The following is an 18,047-nucleotide window of genomic DNA, read 5'->3' as shown; positions in this document are numbered from 1 at the left end:
CGGGTGGCTGCAAGCGGTTTGGCCCCGGTTTATCGGGTACGCCGAACCCGAAGCAGCTCATCCAGGATGAGGCAAACCGCGCCAACGGTGATGGCGGCGTCGGCGATATTGAACGATGGAAAATACCAGCCGTGCCAGTGGAACTGCAGGAAATCCACCACATAGCCATGCAGGGTGCGGTCGACGACATTGCCGACAGCGCCGCCCAGGACGCAGGCCAGCGCGAAGGAAAACAGCTTTTGCCCGGCATGCGAGCGCAGCATCCACACAATAAAGAGCGCCGCGGCAACCCCGATGGCAGTGAAGAACCAGCGCTGCCAGCCCGACGCCTCCGCCAGGAAAGAAAATGCCGCACCGGTGTTGTGCACGCGCACGACGTTGAAGAAGCTGGTGACATAGGTGGAGTCGCCCAGGCGGTAATAGCCGAGGATCAATACCTTGGTGAACTGGTCAGCGATCAGGATCAACAGTGCCAGGCCCAGCCAGGGGAGCATGCTGCCCTCTGATTTGATGAAGGTCGTCTTGGCCATCAGGCGAACTTCCTGTCTTCACCGGCGCCATACAGGTTGCTGGTGCAGCGGCCGCAAATGGTCGGGTGGGCGGGGTCGTGTCCCACGTCACTCCGGTAGTGCCAGCAGCGCTCGCATTTGATGTCAGAACTGGCTGAAACCCGCGTTGATACTGCGCTAGCAGCTATTAAATCAATAGCGGATGTGATGAAGACAAATTTGAGGTCTTCACCGAGCGATGCCAACAGTGCATGGTCTTCCGCGGCCACTTCCAGCGCGACATTGGCCTGCAGCGAAGAGCCTACCTTGCCGTCGGTGCGCAGGGCTTCGATGTCCTTGTTGACCGCATCGCGGATTTCGCGGATGCGCGACCACTTGGCGAGCAGAGCCGCGTCGGGCGCAGGAAATTCGGCATACGTTTCCATGAAGATGGACTCGGACTGCCCGAACACCTTCCAGGCCTCTTCCGCCGTGAAGCTCAGGAAGGGCGCCATCCAGCGCAGCATCGCGTGCGTGATCTGCCAGAGCGCGGTTTGCGCGCTGCGGCGGGCCAGCGATTTGGGGCCGGTGGTGTAGAGCCGGTCTTTCAGGATGTCGAGGTAGAAAGAGCCCAGGTCTTCGCTGCAATAGATCTGCAGCTTGGAGACCACCGGGTGGAATTCATACACCTCATAGTGCGCCAGGATGTCGGCCTGCAGCTGCGATGCCCGGCTGAGCGCATAGCGGTCGATTTCCAGCATCTGCTCAAATGGCACGGCGTCTTTGGCCGGGTCGAAGTCGCTCACGTTGGCCATCAAGAAGCGCAGCGTGTTGCGGATGCGGCGGTAGGCGTCCACCACGCGGGCCAGGATCTTGTCGTCGATGCCCAGGTCGCCCGAATAGTCGGTCGAGGCGCACCAGAGGCGGATGATCTCGGCGCCCAGCTTGTCACTCACCTCTTGCGGCACCACCACGTTGCCTTCGCTCTTGCTCATCTTGCGGCCCTTGCCGTCTACCGTGAAGCCATGCGTGAGCAACCCTTTGTAAGGCGCATGGTCGTACATCGCGCAGGCGGTGAGCAGTGACGAATGGAACCAGCCGCGGTGCTGGTCGTGGCCTTCCAGGTACAGGTCGGCCGGCCAGGTCGATTGCGCGGCGTGGCTGTGGCGCAGCACGTGGTCGTGTGTGGTGCCGGAGTCAAACCACACGTCGAGGATGTCGGTGCTCTTGATGTAATCAGGGGCATCCTTGCCGATGATGGACTCGGCCGTGGCCTTGCTCCAGGCTTCGATGCCGCCGGCCTCCACCATGGCGGCTGCCTGGTCCATGATTTCCATGGTGCGCGGATGCAGCTCGCCGGTGGCGGTGTGGATGAAGAAGGGCAGGGGCACCCCCCAGTTGCGCTGGCGGCTGATGCACCAGTCGGGCCGGCCGGCGATCATGTCGCGCAGGCGGACTTTGCCGTTTTCCGGGTAGAAACTGGTTTCTTCGATGGCCGCCAGGGCCAGCTTGCGCAGGGTTTGCGGCGCCTTGTCTTTGGTGAAAACGCCTTCGCCTTCGTCCATGCGCACAAACCACTGGGCCGCCGCGCGGTAGATCACCGGCGTCTTGTGGCGCCAGCAGTGCGGGTAGCTGTGCAGGATGTCCTGCGTGGCAAAGAGGCGGCCATGTTCGCGCAGCTTGTCGATGACCAGCGGCGCGGCCTTCCAGATATTGAGCCCGGCGAACATTGGCAGCTCATCGACATAGCGGCCGTTGCCCTGCACGGGATTGAGGATGTCGTCGTAGGCGATACCGTTGGCCACGCAAGAGTTAAAGTCTTCCACCCCATAGGCGGGCGAGGAGTGCACGATACCGGTGCCGTCATCGGCGGTGGCGTAGTCGGCCAGAAAGACCGGGCTGAAGCGCCGGTAGCCTGCGTCAACGTCATAAAAGGGATGCTGGAATTTCAGCAACGCCAGGTTTTTGCCTGCCGTTGTGGCCAGCACCTTGCCGGTGAGCTGGTAGCGCTCCAGGCATTTCTCGACCAGCACGGAGGCCAGCAGCAGGATGCCGCGATCGGTGTCGACCAGCGCGTATTCGAGTTCCGGGTTCAGGTTGAGCGCCTGGTTGGCCGGGATGGTCCAGGCGGTGGTCGTCCAGATCACCGCGAAGGCGTCTTTGGCCAGGCTCTTGAGGCCGAATGCGGCTGCGAGCTTCTCCGGCTCAGCGCATTTGAAGCCAACGTCCAGCGTCTGCGATTTCTTGTCGGCGTACTCGATTTCAAACTCGGCCAGCGAGGAGCCGCAGTCAAAACACCAGTACACGGGCTTGAGGCCCCGGTAGACAAAGCCGCGTTCCATGATGCGTTTGAGCGCGCGGATTTCATTGGCCTCGTTGGCAAAATCCATCGTGCGGTAGGGGTTGTCCCACTCCCCGAGCACACCCAGGCGCTTGAAGTCGGCCATCTGGCCGGCGATCTGTTCGGTGGCAAAAGCGCGGCTCTTGGCCTGCACTTCGTCCCTTGGAAGATTGCGCCCATGAAGCTTTTCAATCGCATTTTCGATCGGCAGGCCGTGGCAATCCCAGCCCGGCACGTAGATGGCGTCAAGGCCCTTAAGCTGGCGCGCCTTGACGATCATGTCTTTCAGGACCTTGTTGACGGCGTGGCCGATGTGGATCTTGCCGTTGGCGTACGGAGGCCCGTCGTGCAGCACGAATTTGGGTTTTCCGGCACGCACGTCACGCAGCTTCTTGTAGATGCCTTTTTCGTCCCATTCCTTGACCCAGCCGGCTTCGCGCTTGGGCAGGTCGCCGCGCATCGGGAAGGGTGTGTCGGGCAGGTTCAGGGTGCTGCGGTAATCGGTTTTGGTCTCGGACATGGGATGCTTCTGGAATGCTGTTGTTAGGGCGGCCTGAAAAGGCGGGCCGCCGGAAATACGGTGGGGAAGAAGCCGGTCGCCAAAAAATGAAAGGCGAGGCCAGAGGCGACGAGATCGTCTAAATTCGGTCGCGCGTGGTCTGGCGGCTGGTTTCCGTGTGCATGGAGGCTGGAAACGACTTGGGCGGCTGGGCAAAAAACGCCCGCGCTTCGTCACAGTCTTTGGCAATGCCTGTTTTCAGGCTGTCCAGGCTGTCGTATTTCAGTTCGTCGTGCAGTTTGTGCAGCAGTTCCACGCGGATGATTTTACCGTATGCCCCCTCGGGGCCCAGGCTGGCCGGCCATTCGAGGCAATGCGTCTCCAGCAGCACGCGCCCGCCGTTGATATCGGCCGGGTCCAGTGAGGGCCGGATCCCCAGGTTGGCTACGCCGGGAATGGGCTGGTCGGCCAGGCCAAACACCTGCACCGCAAAAATCCCGCTGGCCGCCGGTTTCCAGTGCGAAAACCGCAGATTGAGGGTGCGAAAACCGAGGTCGCGACCCAGTTTTCGGCCATGCACCACATGGCCCGAAATACTGTAAGGCCGGCCCAGCAGGCTGGCCACGCGGGTCATCTGGCCCTGCGCCAGCGCCTCGCGCACCGCAGAACTAGACACTCGGGTGTTGCTGACTTCATAGCTGTTCATGCGGGCGACGTCAAAACCCAGGCGGTCGCCGGCGGCGTCCAGCATGGCGTAGTCGCCCGCTCTTTTCGCCCCGAAACGGAAGTCGTCGCCCACCAGCACGTATTTCACGCCCAAGCCTTTCAGCAAGACTTCCTCGATAAACATCTCAGCCGGTTGCGAGGCCAGCCGGGCGTTAAAAGGCAGCACCACGCACTGGTCGATGCCGCAGCGCGCCAGCTCGGTGAGTTTGTCGCGCAGGGTAGCAATGCGCGCGGGTGCCAGTTCGGGCTTGCGAGCCACGCCGGCAAAGTAGTCGCGCGGATGGGGCTCGAAGCTCATGACGCAGCTGGGGACCCCGCGGTGCTGTGCCTCATTTTTCAGCAGCGCCAGCATGGCCTGGTGGCCGCGGTGCACACCATCGAAATTGCCGATGGTCAGGGCGCATTGCGCCGCCAGCTGGGGATGGTGGTAGCCGCGGAAAATTTTCATGGGGCAATTATCGTTTTTATAGCGCTGGAGGCCGTCTCAACGGGGCTTCAAAGTGGTTTATGGGGGATTTGAACCTGTTTGCCATGATTTCACTGTATATTGATACACAGTCAGCCGAACGCCGTGTTTCCATGCGTCATCCACCATGATGGAGGTTCGTTTTGAAGGTCTTGAAGCTCTCAGCCCAGGGATTGCCGCAATCCTGGATCAGCCTTGAACAAGCCGTGTTGCATTACGCGGCTGATGAGGTGCGCTGGGAGATGGGCGCGCGGGTCGTTACCTTCCATGGCGGCCACAACGCCATCACGGGCGAGCAGTCCATCATCACCGTCAACAGCATCATCGGCACCAAGGGCGTTCCCAACATCAACCCGTTTGACCTGAAACCGGGCCTGACCAACGGCAAGCTGTTTGCCCGCGACCGCAATGTGTGCGCCTACTGCGGCGGTCATTTCCATGAAGAAGACCTGACGCGCGAGCACATCATTCCGTTTGCGCAAAAAGGCATAGACACCTGGATGAACGTGGTGACCGCCTGCCGCGCCTGCAACCACCGCAAAAGCAGCCGCACGCCTGAGCAGGCCCACATGCCGCTTCTTTACACGCCTTATGTGCCCAGCCTCTGGGAAGACTTCATCCTGCGCAACCGCCGTATCCTGGCGGACCAGATGGAATTCTTGATGGCGCATATTCCGAAAACGTCACGCCTGCACGCTTAGCTCGCCTGATCCCGCGGGCACCAGGTCAGCGGCCGCCGCGGAACCGGCTTCGCCGGGCCGCCAGTGGCGCCCCCTTGAGGGGGAGGCGGCCGCAGGCCGCATCGGGGGTGAGTGTTGCTCTAGGCAAATACGCCAGCCGTCTCCTGCATCCGGCTCGATACTTCGCCGAGTTGATGCAGCGTGTCGCCAAACGTCATTTCGAGCTGGGTCAGCTTCTTGAAGTAATGGCTCACGATGTATTCGTCGGTCACGCCAATGCCGCCGTGAAGCTGCACCGCCTGCTGGCCCACAAAGCGCATCGACACGCCCAATTGGTACTTTGCGCGCGCCAGCGCACGGGCGCGTTCATCGGCCGGCGCATTGAGCTTGAGTGAGGCGTAGTAACTCATCGAGCGCGCCAGCTCCAGCTGCATCTTCATGTCGGCCACGCGGTGGCGCAAGGCCTGGAAGCTGCTGATGGCCACGCCGAACTGCTTGCGGGTGTTCATGTATTCGACGGTGATGGCCAGCGTTTTGTCCATCACGCCTACGGCTTCGGCGCAGGTGGCGGCAATGCCGATGTCGATAGCGTGGGCCAGGGCCGTGAGGCCGTCCAGCGTGACCAGCGTGGCGGGCGCGTTTTTAAGTGTGAGTTCAGCAGCCCGGCCGCCGTCCTGCGTGCTGTAGCCCTTGGTTGTCACGCCGGCAGCGCTGCGCTCCACCAGAAACAGCGCCAGCTTGCCATTGGCCATGGCAGGGACGATGAAGGCATCGGCTTTGTCAGCGGCCGGCACTATGCTTTTGGTAGCTGTTAGCGCCCATCCATCGCCGGCTGCAGCCGCATTTGCCTCGCATTTTTTGAAGTCGTAGCGCGCGGCCCGTTCCTGGTAGGCCAGTACCATGAGGCTTTCACCCGCGGCGATTTTCGGCAGCCAGTTGGCCTTCACGGCTTCGGGGGCATAGCTGGACAGCACGCCGCCGGCAATCAATGTCTGCGCCAGAGGCTCCAGCACAATGCCGCGCCCAAGCTCTTCCATCACCACCATGCCTTCGACCGGGCCCATGCCAAGACCGCCGTCGGCCTCGGGGATGTAGAGGCCGGTAAGCCCCAGCTCGGCGATCTGCCCATAAGCCTCGCGCGAGAAGCCGCCAGCCTTTGCGATGCCACGGCGGCGCTCAAAGTCGTAGCCCTTGTCGACCCATTTGCGCACGGCGTCGCGCAGCTGTTCCTGGTCGTCGGTGAAATCGAAATCCATGATGCTTTCCTTTAAACCGGAATGAACTGATAGGGTTTAGCCGAGAACGACTTGCGAGACGATGTTGCGCTGCACTTCGTTGGAGCCGCCGTAAATCGTGGTCTTGCGCATATTGAAGTAAGTGGATGCCAGCGGCGCGTCGCCCGGCAGGCCGCCGGGGAAGTCGCCTTGCCAGCCGGCTTCCATGGCTTCTTCAATAAAGGGCAGGCTGAAGGGGCCGGCGGCCAGCATCATGAGCTCGCTGTAGCGCTGCTGGATCTCGCTGCCGCGAATCTTGAGCAGGCCGGCGATGTCCAGCGAGTTCTTGCCTGATTTTTCGGCCGAGAGCACGCGCAGCACCAGCATTTCAAGCGCCACCACGTCGACCTCGAGCTTGGCGATCTCGTCGCGAAAGCGCTGGTCTTCATACACGCCTTCGGCCTTGGCGATGCGCTTCAAGCGCTCGAGCTCGCGTTTGGCGCGGTTCACGTCGGCGATGTTGGTGCGTTCGTGGCTCAGCAGGTGCTTGGCATAGGTCCAGCCCTTGTTTTCTTCACCGATCAGGTTGTTGGCCGGCACCTCGACGTTGTCGAACCAGACTTCATTGACCTCGGCCTCGCCGTCCAGCAGCACGATGGGGCGCACCGTCACGCCGGGCGACTTCATGTCGATCAGCAAAAACGAAATGCCGGTTTGCGGCTTGCCTTCATTGCTGGTGCGGACCAGGCAGAAAATCCATTCGCCGTACTGGCCCAGCGTGGTCCAGGTCTTCTGGCCGTTGACGATGTATTTGTCGCCCTGGCGTTCGGCCCGGCATTTGACGGACGCGAGGTCCGAACCCGAACCCGGTTCGCTGTAACCCTGGCTCCACCATACTTCGCCGCTGGCAATGCCTGGCAGGAAGCGCTTTTGCTGCTCGGGGCTGCCAAAGGCCATGATGACGGGCGCCACCATCACCGGTCCGAAGGGCACCACGCGCGGCGCGCCAGCCAGTGCGCACTCTTCTTCAAACAAGTGCTTTTGCACGGCATTCCAGCCCGGGCCGCCAAATTCCTTGGGCCAGCCGTGGCCCAGCCAGCCTTTTTTGCCGAGGATCTTGGCCCAGCGCTGCATGTCGTCACGCGACAGGCGCAGGGCGTTGTGCACCTTGTGCGAGATGTCCTTGGGCAGGTTGGCGTGAACCCAGGCGCGTATCTCTTCGCGAAAGGCCTGTTCTTCAGGGGTGAAAGCTAAATCCATGGCGAATGTCTCCAGGCCGGTTGGCGGGTATGTCTACGGTCGATTTTCTATTTTTAGCACGGTCGTTCGCAATTTTATGTCTCAGTTGGGACATTCGTGCCATTGAGTTTGATGCGTGCGGCGGGGCGGCGGTGAGCTGTTATCTGCCGCGTTCTAAACTAGAGGGCTATGGCAACTGCGCAGAAAAACATCGTCATCCTGATTTCGGGCGGTGGCTCCAACATGGCCGCCATCTCCCGCGCCGCTCAAAAAGAGGGCTGGCGCAACAAATGGGGGGTACAGGTAGCCGCTGTCATCAGCAACAAGGCGGATGCCCCGGGGCTGGCCCTGGCCCAAAGCCTGGGAATTGCTACCGAAGTTGTGCCGCACAAGTCGTTTGATTCCCGGGAGGCTTTTGATGCGGAACTCATGGCCCGCATTGACCGGCATTCGCCCGCGCTGGTGGTGCTGGCCGGTTTCATGCGCATTTTGACGCCGGGCTTTGTGCAGCACTACGCCGGCCGCTTGATCAACATTCATCCTTCGCTGCTGCCGGCCTTCACGGGGCTGGACACCTACCAGCGCGCCATTGATGCGGGCTGCAAGGTGGCGGGCGCGACGGTGCACCAGGTCACGGAAGTACTGGACCACGGGGCCATCCTGGCGCAGGCGGTGGTGCCTGTGCTGCCGGGCGACACTGCCAGGACGCTGTCTGCCCGCATCCTGACGCAGGAACACCTGATTTTCCCGCAGGCTGTGCGCGCGTTTTTTGAACCTGCTGCCTGAGCTTTGCCCGCGCGCGCGGTGAAAAGCATTGATGCGTCCTGATTGATACGTTTGATTTGAATCCAGCTGGTCTTCGGCCCCGTATTCATGTCAGCCGCTTTGAAAACCCTTCCGGTTGCGGCTTGCGTATCTACTTCATCAACATCAGTTCAAAGGTATTCACATGCAGACAAAACACAAACTGGCATCCGTCGGCGTGGCCATCGCCCTGTCATTGGCTGCCGCATCTTCCTTCGCCCAGGTCATGGTGGGCGGTGCGCCCATGCTGGCCAGCAAGGACATCATCGACAACGCAGTCAATTCCAAAGACCACACCACGCTGGTCGCCGCCGTCAAGGCTGCCGGCCTGGTCGATACGCTCAAGGGCCCGGGCCCGTTCACCGTGTTTGCGCCCACCAATGCGGCCTTTGCCGCATTGCCCGCAGGTACGGTGGACACCCTGCTTAAGCCCGAAAACAAGGGCATGCTCACCGGCATCCTGACCTACCACGTCGTGCCCGGCAAGTGGGACGCCGCTGCCATCAGCAAGATGATTGCCGACGGCAAGGGCATGGCTTCGATCAAGACGGTGGCCGGCGGCACGCTGGTGGCCAGGTCGGCTGGCGGCAAGGTCACGGTGACCGACGAGAAGGGCGGCGTTGCGACTGTCGCCATTGCCGACGTCTACCAGTCCAATGGTGTGATCCACGTGGTCGACAAGGTGCTGCTGCCCAAGTAAGCCGGCACTTCTTTCCCGAGCCCGTGCGCGGCCTGCCGCGCGCGGGCTTTCGCGCGTCGGCCTACTTCTGGTTCAGCATGTGCAGCGCCGCCTTCACGATGCTTTGCGCGTCGACGCTGAAAAATTCACGCAGCGCGGCGCGTGTGTCGCTGCGGCCAAAGCCGTCGGTGCCCAGGGTCAGGTAGTGCCTGCCTTCGGGCACAAAGGCGCGGATGCTTTCCGGCACAGCGCGCACATAGTCGGTGGCGGCAACGATGGGGCCGGTGCTGCCTTGCAACTGCTGAGCGATGAAGGGCGCAGTCACAGCGCCGTCATTGATCGCCTCTTGCTGGCAAGCTGCACCATCACGCGCCAGCTCACTCCAGCTGGTCACGCTGAAGACCGTGGCCTCAATGCCCTGCGTGGCCAGCTGCTGCGCAGCCTTGATCACCTCGGTCAGGATCGCTCCCGAACCCATCAAAACGACTTTTTGAGCCTTTTTGGGAGATGTTTTAGGGCTGTGGGGCAATAAGGACGTGCGCGGCCAGCTATTGAATTGATAGCACCCGCGAATGATGTCCGCCTCGGAGCCGGCTTGCAAATCAGGCTGGGCGTAGTTCTCGTTCATCAGCGTGACGTAATAGAAGACGTCTTTTTGTTCGACCATCATCTCCTGCATGCCGCGGTCCAGGATCACGGCCAGCTCGCCGGCGAAGGCCGGGTCGTAGGCCTTGCAGTTGGGAATGGTCGCGGCGATCAGGTGGCTGGTGCCGTCCTGGTGTTGCAGGCCTTCGCCGCCCAGCGTGGTGCGGCCCGAGGTGGCGCCCAGCAGGAAGCCGCGGGCACGCTGGTCGGCGGCGGCCCAGATCTGGTCGCCCACACGCTGAAAGCCGAACATCGAGTAATAAATGTAGAAGGGCAGCATCGCCAGGCCGTGCACGCTGTAGCTGGTGGCCGCGGCCGTCCAGCTGGCCATGGCACCGGCTTCGCTGATGCCTTCTTCCAGGATCTGGCCGTCGAGCGCCTCGCGGTAGCTCAGCACCGAGCCGATGTCTTCCGGCGCATAACGCTGGCCCACGCTGGAGTAAATGCCCACCTGCTTGAACAGGTTGGCCATGCCGAAGGTGCGCGCCTCGTCGGCCACGATGGGTACGATCTTCGGGCCCAAGGCCGCGTCTTTCAGCAGGCCGCCCAGCATGCGCACAAAGGCCATGGTGGTGCTCATCTCTTTGCCGTCGGCAGCGAGCGCGAATTGCGCGTAAGAGGGCAGGGCTGGGATGTTCACGATGTCGGCCGCCGTTTCACGCCGCGGCAAATAGCCGCCCAGTGCTGCGCGTTTGGCGTGCATGTATTGCATCTCGGCGCTGTCGGCGGCGGGCTTGTAGAAGGCCAGGTTTTTGGCTTGCTCGTCAGACAGCGGCAAATTGAAGCGGTTGCGAAATTCGATCAGCTCTTCGCCGTCGAATTTTTTCTGCGAATGCGTGGTCATTTTGCCCTGGCCGGCGCTTCCCATGCCGTAGCCCTTTTTGGTGTGCGCCAGGATCACCGTGGGCTGGCCCTGGTGGCTGGCCGCCGCGGCGTAGGCGGCATGGATCTTCACCAGGTCGTGGCCGCCGCGTTTGAGGCGGTCGATCTGCTCATCGGTCATGCCCTGGGCCAGGCGTGCGAGTTCAGCGTTCTGGCCGAAGAAGTTGTCGCGGTTAAAGCGCCCGTCTTTGGCGGCAAAGGTTTGCATCTGGCCGTCCACCGTCTGCGCAAAAGTTTTGGCCAACGCGTCCGTCAGGTCACGTGCGAACAGGCCGTCCCAGTCGCTGCCCCAGACCAGCTTGATGACATTCCACCCGGCGCCGGCAAAAAGCTTTTCCAGCTCGTCGATGATGCGGCCGTTGCCGCGCACCGGGCCGTCGAGCCGTTGCAGGTTGCAGTTGACGACCCAGACCATGTTGTCCAGCCCCTCGCGGGCGGCCAGCGTCAGCGCGCTCATCGATTCGGGCTCGTCCATCTCGCCATCGCCGAACACGCCCCAGACTTTGCGGCCCGTGCAGTCGAGCAGACGCCGGTGCGTGAGGTAGCGCATAAAGCGTGCGTGGTAGATCGAGCTGATCGGGCCTATGCCCATGGAGCCGGTCGGGAACTGCCAGAAGTCCGGCATCAGGTACGGGTGCGGGTAGCTGCACAGGCCTTGCGCGCCCTGGCTGGGCGCGGCGAGCTCCTGGCGGTAAAAGCCCAGGTCTTTTTCGTCCAGCCGGCCTTCCAGGTAGGCGCGCGCATACACGCCCGGTGCGCTGTGCGGCTGGAAGAACACCAGGTCGCCGCGGTGTTGGCCGGGGCCTGTGCCTTCGCGTGCGCGAAAGAAATGGTTGAAGCCGGTTTCAAACAGATCGGCCGCGCTGGCGTAACTCGCGATGTGGCCGCCGAGCTCGGCCGAGCCGCCGGTCTCGGCCTGGTTGGCGCGCACGACCATCGCCAGCGCATTCCAGCGCATCAGCGAGGCCAGGCGCTCTTCCATCGCCAGGTCGCCGGGAAACACGGGCTGCTCGTCTACGCCAATGGTGTTGACGTAAGGCGTGGCCAGTTCGGGCCGCCAGCCGATGCGCTGCTTGCGCGCGACGCGGCTCAGCTCATGCAGCATTTCGCGTGCACGGGCCGGGCCCTGCGTAAGGGCTAGGGCTTCAAACGCCTCACGCCATTCGGCGGTTTCCTGCGGGTCAGGGTCAGCGGAAGGATCGGTGTAAGAAGCGGCCTGCATCAGTAAATGGTGGGGTGTGGAGTCGTTCATGGCAGCAATCACTTTACGCAGAATCATCCGGAAGGTGTTGCTTCAATATCGGGGTATGACACCATTTAAAAGCATAAAATGCTGTAAATAACGAATTTTGAAGATGATGCAGCTCGATAACCTTGATTTTAAGATTCTGGATGAGTTGCAGCGGGATGGCTCGCTGACCAACGTGGAACTGGCGCGCCGCGTGCATCTGAGCCCTTCACCGTGCCTGGCGCGCGTCAAGGCGCTGGAGGCCGCCGGCGTTATTGATCGCTATGTGGCCATTGCCAACGCGGCGGCGCTGGGTCTGGGCTTGAATGTGTTCATTTCCATCAGCCTGCGCACGCAAAGCAAGGAGTCGCTGGCCGACTTCGAGCGGCGCATCGCCGAGCACGACGACGTGATGGAGTGTTATTTGATGTCGGGCGACAGCGACTACCTGATTCGTGTGGCGGTGGCCGACATCGGTGCGCTGGAAAAATTCATCCTTGAGCAGCTGTCGCCGATTCCGGGCATCGAGAAGATACGCTCGAGCTTTGCGCTCAAGCAGGTCAGGTACAAGACGGCCTTGCCCTTGCCTGTGACAAGGGCGCCCTGAATCTGCCGCCAGGGTCTCAGCGGCCCGGGGCTGAAGCCTGTTCGCTGGTCAATGCCGGGTGCGAAATTTCAATTTCGTTGATCTTGGCCAGCAGGTCTTCCCGACGGCTCATGTCTTCCCCTGCGGCACTCACGGTATCGCTCGGTGAATCGACAAATTGTACATAGCGCTTTGTTCCGGCGGCCATCTGGTGCAGTCGGGACTTGAGCCTTTCAACCACCTCCTGCGCGGTTGTCTGGGCGCTGGGCGTGTCATGCCACAGGGCGACGTGCAGGTTGAAGGCATTCGCATCGCCCAGCTTTTCAGATGCGCGTATGCAGTCGGCCAGGATTTTGGTTGAAACTTCGGACAGGGTGGTGCGATTGACCGGGCCTTCCACCAGCATCATGAAGTCGTTTTCGCCATAGCGAACCACTGTGTCCACGTCGCGTGCTGCCCCGCGCAGGATTTCGCCGATGCGGGAAAGTGCGGCGGCGCGCTTCTGGTCGCTGGCCTCGTCATGGCTCGGAGCCTGGTCGAGCCAGCGCAACATCAATACGCCGAATGCCGACTTCTGCCTCCGCGCGCGCAGCAGCATGGGCGGCAGCCTGTCGTCGATGACCCGCGGCAACATCAGCCCGCTGGCCGGGTCGTAAGTCGCCAGTGCGGCGCTGCGGTGGTTGGCAAACAGTGCTGCCCGGCTGCGCCATGCCAGCACGAGGAAAACCCAGAGCAGGCCGATCATCGCCGACAGGACACCGGCTGCCTGTGCCGCTTCAACATTCCAGACCCAGCCCGCGTTGTAGGAAAGCCGGGCCAGCGCGGCCAGCCCGATGGGCGCGGCGCCCAGCAGGATGAGGAGGTTCCAGGTCTGTCCCCGCAAAGACATCCACAAGAGGCTTCCCATGATGGCCAGGGTGGAAAACGCCAGCCACAGGTTGCGAAGATCTCGCGGCACGAGGTTCTGGCTCGCAGCCATCAGGCAGGCCATGAACAGGCTGCCCGCCGTCACGGTGAGCAGCAGCCGGTGTATGCGCGGGTAGCCGCTCTTGGCATAGCTGGCCTGGGTGCAAAACCATGCACCGGCGGCCATGCTCACCGAGGCCGACACCCAGCCCATGACCTGGTTCAGGTGCGCGCTGTGCGGCCAGATGCGCCAGCCGCCATAGCCGATCAGCACCAGTTGCGTGAACATGAGCGTGACCACGACGGCGCCGAACCACAAAAATACCTTGTTGCGCGCCATGACGAACGCGGCCAGGCACAGAAAGGCCAGCAGGCTGAACATTCCCCACATCAGTCCGATCACCACGCCAACCCGGGACGCGCCGTCGATGTACTCAATGGGCGACAGCAGCATGGGCCGCGCCGTGATGGCCCTGCGGTGCTCAAAGCGCAGGTAGTAGGTCTGCATGCCGTCGCCGCGCGTTTGCAGTTCAAAACTCGGCACACGGGTGCGTAGCGCCCACGCGGCCGGGGCAATCGCTTCGCCTGCTGACTGGACCAGCCAGCCGCCTTGCGGGTTGCGCGAAAAAAGGCTCGCCTTGAAGATCGCCTGGCCCGGCATCCGTATGTACCAGGTCTGCAGGGCTTCGGTGGCCGGCAGTGAAAAAGTGGCCCAGACATCCTGAGTGTTCGAGGTGGGCAGGATGGAGTCGTCTGTATAGGGCTGGAAGGTCCACGACCCGGTTGCGGGATCGCCGGCTGTCAAGGCATCAGGTGACTCGATGGAATCCTTGGGCACCGCGACCCATTGCAGCGGCTGGGCCAGTGTGATTGTGGGACTGTCTTCGTACAGGCGGTCAAAGACCTGTGCATGGGCTGCGCCGAAGAATGCGCAGAGCAACATCAGGAAAAAAGCACGCAGGCTTGCCGTTCGATACATCTGTATAGCTTATTGCAAAAAAACGGCCTGCCCGGAAGGCCTTAGCCCTGCCGTGCAAACACCCGATGCGGACCCGGGGGCGCTGTGTGTAATCAGGGCGTCACATGCGTTGGCCACCATCCGGCTTTCTTCAACAGTGGATTGCCCATGCCTTCTTCCCGTTTTGCCGCCAATCGGCGCCCTGCATTCAAATCTCTCTTCAAAGCCATCCTTCCTGCGCTGGCAACCGTTGCGCTGGCTGCGCCGCTGCAAGCCCAGACCGCCTTTCCGGCCACGCTGGCCGGCCATGTGGTGGCGCCCGCCCGGTCGTTTATTGCAGCGCCCAAAGATGCGCCGCAGGACCTGCAGGTCAGCGGCAAGTTCACCAATGGCAAGCGCACGGAAGCGCTGGGCACGGTGGAGGGCCTGTCTGCCGGCAGGCCCACGGGTGTGAGCCTGCCTTTCAAGGGCCAGCCTTTGCAGGGCCATTCAGGCATCAAGAAAATGCCCGACGGCAGTTTCTGGATCCTGACCGACAACGGCTTTGGCTCCAAAGCCAATTCACCGGATGCCATGCTGTACCTGAACCGCTACAAGGTCGATTTCAAGGCTGGCGCCATGAAGCGGCTGGAAACGATTTTTCTGCACGATCCCGAGAAAAAAGTGCCGTTCCGCATCGTTCATGAAGGCACGAAGCAGCGCTACCTCACGGGCAGCGACTTTGACACCGAAAGCTTCCAGTTCGCCGGTGGCGCCTTGTGGATCGGCGACGAGTTCGGCCCTTTCCTGATCAAGGCCGACATGAAGGGCAAAGTGCTGGCGGTGTTTGACACGCTGGTCGACGGCAAGGCCGTGCGTTCGCCCGACCATCCGGCTGTGACGACTCCCGGCGTGCCAGGCGGTGCGGTGGATTTCCAGGTTCGTCGCTCCAAGGGGTTTGAAGGCATGGCTGCTTCGAAAGACGGCAGCAAGCTGTATGCGCTGCTGGAGGGCGCGCTGTATGACGCCGCCACCAAAGGCAATGAAAACGTGGGCGGCAAGGACTACCTGCGCGTGCTGGAGTTTGACGTGAAGAGCGAATCCTGGACCGGCCGCCACTGGAAATACATGCTGGAGAGCAACAGCCACGCGATCGGCGACTTCAACATGATCGACGGCACGACCGGCCTGATCATCGAGCGCGACAACGGCGAAGGCACGGCCGACAAGGCTTGCCCGGAAGGCCAGAAGCGCACGGACTGCTTCCACGACATCGCAAAGTTCAAGCGTGTCTACAAGGTGGAGTTGAGCGACGCCAATGCCGGTGGTGCGTTGCGCAAGATCGGCTACATCGATTTGATGGCCATTGCCGACCCGGCGAAGCTGGCGCGCAAACCCCTGAACAACGGCGTGCTGACCTTCCCGTTCTTCACGATTGAAAACGTGGACGTGGTGGACGCCACACACATCGTGGTGGGCAACGACAACAACCTGCCGTTTTCCAGCAGCCGCGAGCCCAACAAGGCGGACGACAACGAGCTGATCCTGCTGGAAGTGGGTGATTTCCTCAAGGCGCAGTAAGCCCGCGCATCAGGCGTGAGCGAAGTTGCTATTACTTTTATAGCTGCTAGCGCACGTCCTGATTGGCCTGCAGGCCAAAAATAACTTACATTTTTGACTGAAAAACCAGCCCGGCGTGCTCGCGCAGCGCATGAAACTTGATCTTGGGCCACTGCTGCTCCACGGCACGCAGGGTGGCGCTGTGATCCACCAGCAAGGTGGGTGCATCGACCGCATCCAGCGCCACGCGGTGGGCGTTGGCGTCCATGAATTTCTTCAGTTCGTTCGGGTCCTCGGACGTCACCCAGCGGGCCAGGTTGAAGTTGCTGCCCATGATGCGGGCCTTGACGCCGTACTCATGTTCCAGGCGGTGAGCCACCACTTCAAACTGCAGCTGGCCGACAGCGCCCAGCAGCAGCAATGAGCCGGCAATCGGGCGGAACACCTGGATCGCGCCTTCTTCACCGAGCTGCGTGAGGCCGGCGCGCAGCTGCTTGCTGCGCAGCGGATCGGCCACCTCGACGGCGCGAAACATTTCAGGCGCAAAGAAGGGCAGGCCGGTGAACTGCAGCGCTTCGCCTTCGGTCAGCGTGTCGCCGAGCTGCAGCACGCCGTGATTGGGAATGCCGATGATGTCGCCGGCAAAGGCGGTGTCGAGCAGTTCGCGGCGCTGGCTCATGAAGCTCACCACGGTGTTGGGCCGCAGCTCTTTGCCGCTGCGCACCACCTTCAGGCGCATGCCGCGGGTGAACTCGCCGCTGGCCACACGTAAAAATGCAATGCGGTCCCGGTGGGCCGGGTCCATGTTGGCCTGGATCTTGAACACCACGCCGGAGAATTTTTTCTCTTCGGGGTGCACCACGCGCTGGATGGCTTCGCGCTCGGCAGGCGCGGGCGCCAAGTCGACCAGCGCGTCCAGCACTTCCTGCACGCCGAAGTTGTTGATGGCCGAGCCGAAGAACATGGGCGTCTGTTTGCCGGCCAGGAATTCGGCGCGGTTGAATTCAGGCGTGGCGCCGGCCACGAGTTCGATTTCGCCCTGGGCCTGCGCGTATTCGGCGCCAAAACGCTTGGCGGCTTCGGCGTTGTCCAGGCCGGCCAGGATTTCATCGTCGCCACCGGCTTTTTCTTCGCCGGGGCTGAAGACGCGCATGCGGTCTTCGCGCCTGTCGTAGACACCATGGAAAAGCTTGCCCATGCCGACCGGCCACGTGAAGGGAATGACCGTCATGCCGAGCTCGCGCTCGATCTCGTCCATCACGCTCATCGGGTCCTGCACCTCGCGGTCCATCTTGTTGACGAAAGTCAGGATGGGCGTGTTGCGTGCGCGGCAGACCTGCAGCAGGCGGCGAGTCTGCGGCTCAACGCCGTTGGCCGCGTCGATCACCATCAGTGCGGCGTCCACGGCGGTCAGCACGCGGTAGGTGTCTTCCGAGAAGTCCTGGTGGCCCGGTGTGTCGAGCAGGTTGATCACGCAGTCGCGGTATTCCATCTGCATGACCGAGCTGGCCACAGAGATACCGCGCTGCTTTTCAATTTCCATCCAGTCGGACGTGGCATGGCGTGCGGCCTTGCGGGCCTTGACGCTGCCGGCGATCTGGATCGCGCCCGAGAACAGCAACAGCTTTTCGGTCAGCGTGGTTTTACCCGCGTCGGGGTGGGAGATGATGGCAAACGTGCGGCGGCGCTTGACCTGTTTTTCGATTTCAGTGGATTCGGACATAACCCACGATTATCGGTGAGATGGCCCCCACGCTCCGCCGCTACGTGCCTTCGGCGTTCGCTGCCCCTTTCCTATGAGACAGGGGCTGGCCTTGCTTGGGGCGGCCCGGCGCGGCCGCCGGCGTTTCTCTTATTGGGGATGCGGTGCTTAACCAGGTTGCCGGGCAAATCGCGGTTGTTTCACCCCGTCGATCACGACCTCTTCATTGAACATGGCGGCGGGCCGTACCCACAGGCCTTTTTCGCCATACAGCGCGCGGTACAGCGTCATCGGCTCCAGGCTTTCGCTGTGGCGCACGGTGCCGACCACCTCATACAGCATGCCTTTGTAGTGGCGGTACAGACCGGGTGGGGTTTCGATCAGGGGAGGCAATGCGTGGGCGGTGGCTTCTGGCATAGGAATCAGGGATTTAAAAATATTGCGCGGTGGCTCGGTGGGACAATG

General features: G+C 62.0%; 14 protein-coding genes. 5 read left to right on the top strand and 9 right to left on the bottom strand.

The features are described 5' to 3' along the window. Positions 1 to 29: 29 nt before the first annotated feature. From lspA to AC1DWQ_RS11040, 3 genes are all read right to left on the bottom strand, one after another. A complete protein-coding gene (lspA, locus tag AC1DWQ_RS11050; RefSeq protein ID WP_477669686.1) occupies positions 30 to 530 on the bottom strand; it encodes a signal peptidase II in 501 nt (166 codons plus the stop codon). Further along, positions 530 to 3,349 (bottom strand): isoleucine--tRNA ligase, encoded by a 2,820-nt coding sequence (gene ileS / locus AC1DWQ_RS11045; protein ID WP_477669685.1) that lies wholly within the window; start codon positions 3,347 to 3,349, stop codon positions 530 to 532. Before ileS ends, lspA begins: the two co-directional genes overlap by 1 nt. 118 nt (positions 3,350 to 3,467) lie before the next feature. Then, positions 3,468 to 4,502: a bifunctional riboflavin kinase/FAD synthetase gene (locus AC1DWQ_RS11040; protein ID WP_477669684.1), complete on the bottom strand. Its 1,035-nt coding sequence runs from the start codon at positions 4,500 to 4,502 to the stop codon at positions 3,468 to 3,470. A 161-nt stretch (positions 4,503 to 4,663) separates the two neighbouring features. Here AC1DWQ_RS11040 and AC1DWQ_RS11035 point away from each other — a divergent pair, with 161 nt between their 5' ends. Continuing rightward, positions 4,664 to 5,221 (top strand): HNH endonuclease, encoded by a 558-nt coding sequence (locus tag AC1DWQ_RS11035; RefSeq protein WP_092128654.1) that lies wholly within the window; start codon positions 4,664 to 4,666, stop codon positions 5,219 to 5,221. Between the two features lie 119 nt (positions 5,222 to 5,340). Here the strand turns inward: AC1DWQ_RS11035 and AC1DWQ_RS11030 are convergent, their stop codons facing one another. Then, positions 5,341 to 6,456, bottom strand: coding sequence for an acyl-CoA dehydrogenase family protein (locus AC1DWQ_RS11030; protein WP_477669683.1), 1,116 nt, complete (start codon positions 6,454 to 6,456; stop codon positions 5,341 to 5,343). 36 nt (positions 6,457 to 6,492) lie between these two features. Continuing rightward, complete coding sequence (locus AC1DWQ_RS11025; RefSeq protein ID WP_477669682.1) at positions 6,493 to 7,674, bottom strand: acyl-CoA dehydrogenase family protein; 1,182 nt, start codon at positions 7,672 to 7,674, stop codon at positions 6,493 to 6,495. 168 nt (positions 7,675 to 7,842) lie between these two features. Between AC1DWQ_RS11025 and purN the strand changes: the two genes are divergently transcribed. Both purN and AC1DWQ_RS11015 read left to right on the top strand, forming a co-directional pair. Next, positions 7,843 to 8,439 carry a phosphoribosylglycinamide formyltransferase gene (purN, locus tag AC1DWQ_RS11020; RefSeq protein WP_477669681.1) on the top strand — a complete coding sequence of 199 codons (597 nt, stop codon included), beginning with the start codon at positions 7,843 to 7,845 and terminating at the stop codon, positions 8,437 to 8,439. A 163-nt stretch (positions 8,440 to 8,602) separates the two neighbouring features. Then, positions 8,603 to 9,157, top strand: coding sequence for a fasciclin domain-containing protein (locus AC1DWQ_RS11015; protein WP_477669680.1), 555 nt, complete (start codon positions 8,603 to 8,605; stop codon positions 9,155 to 9,157). A 61-nt stretch (positions 9,158 to 9,218) separates the two neighbouring features. Here the strand turns inward: AC1DWQ_RS11015 and mdeB are convergent, their stop codons facing one another. Then, positions 9,219 to 11,915, bottom strand: coding sequence for an alpha-ketoglutarate dehydrogenase (gene mdeB / locus AC1DWQ_RS11010; protein ID WP_477669679.1), 2,697 nt, complete (start codon positions 11,913 to 11,915; stop codon positions 9,219 to 9,221). A gap of 106 nt (positions 11,916 to 12,021) precedes the next feature. Between mdeB and AC1DWQ_RS11005 the strand changes: the two genes are divergently transcribed. Further along, positions 12,022 to 12,498, top strand: a complete 477-nt coding sequence (locus AC1DWQ_RS11005; RefSeq protein ID WP_477670201.1) for an Lrp/AsnC family transcriptional regulator — start codon at positions 12,022 to 12,024, stop codon at positions 12,496 to 12,498. Between the two features lie 16 nt (positions 12,499 to 12,514). Here AC1DWQ_RS11005 and AC1DWQ_RS11000 read toward each other — a convergent pair whose 3' ends face one another. Then, entirely contained in the window at positions 12,515 to 14,362 is a 1,848-nt protein-coding gene (locus AC1DWQ_RS11000) for a sensor domain-containing diguanylate cyclase (protein ID WP_477669678.1), read from the bottom strand. 147 nt (positions 14,363 to 14,509) lie between these two features. Here AC1DWQ_RS11000 and AC1DWQ_RS10995 point away from each other — a divergent pair, with 147 nt between their 5' ends. Beyond that, positions 14,510 to 15,901 (top strand): esterase-like activity of phytase family protein, encoded by a 1,392-nt coding sequence (locus tag AC1DWQ_RS10995; protein ID WP_477669677.1) that lies wholly within the window; start codon positions 14,510 to 14,512, stop codon positions 15,899 to 15,901. A gap of 85 nt (positions 15,902 to 15,986) precedes the next feature. Here AC1DWQ_RS10995 and AC1DWQ_RS10990 read toward each other — a convergent pair whose 3' ends face one another. Both AC1DWQ_RS10990 and AC1DWQ_RS10985 read right to left on the bottom strand, forming a co-directional pair. Then, complete coding sequence (locus AC1DWQ_RS10990) at positions 15,987 to 17,603, bottom strand: peptide chain release factor 3 (protein WP_477669676.1); 1,617 nt, start codon at positions 17,601 to 17,603, stop codon at positions 15,987 to 15,989. Between the two features lie 147 nt (positions 17,604 to 17,750). Next, positions 17,751 to 17,999: a DUF1653 domain-containing protein gene (locus AC1DWQ_RS10985; protein WP_477669675.1), complete on the bottom strand. Its 249-nt coding sequence runs from the start codon at positions 17,997 to 17,999 to the stop codon at positions 17,751 to 17,753. Positions 18,000 to 18,047 lie beyond the last annotated feature (48 nt).

The sequence above is a fragment of the Polaromonas sp. P2_G11 genome (assembly GCF_056403595.1).
Note: the sequence above shows the minus strand (reverse complement) of the source record. Positions and strands in the feature narration are given on the sequence as shown.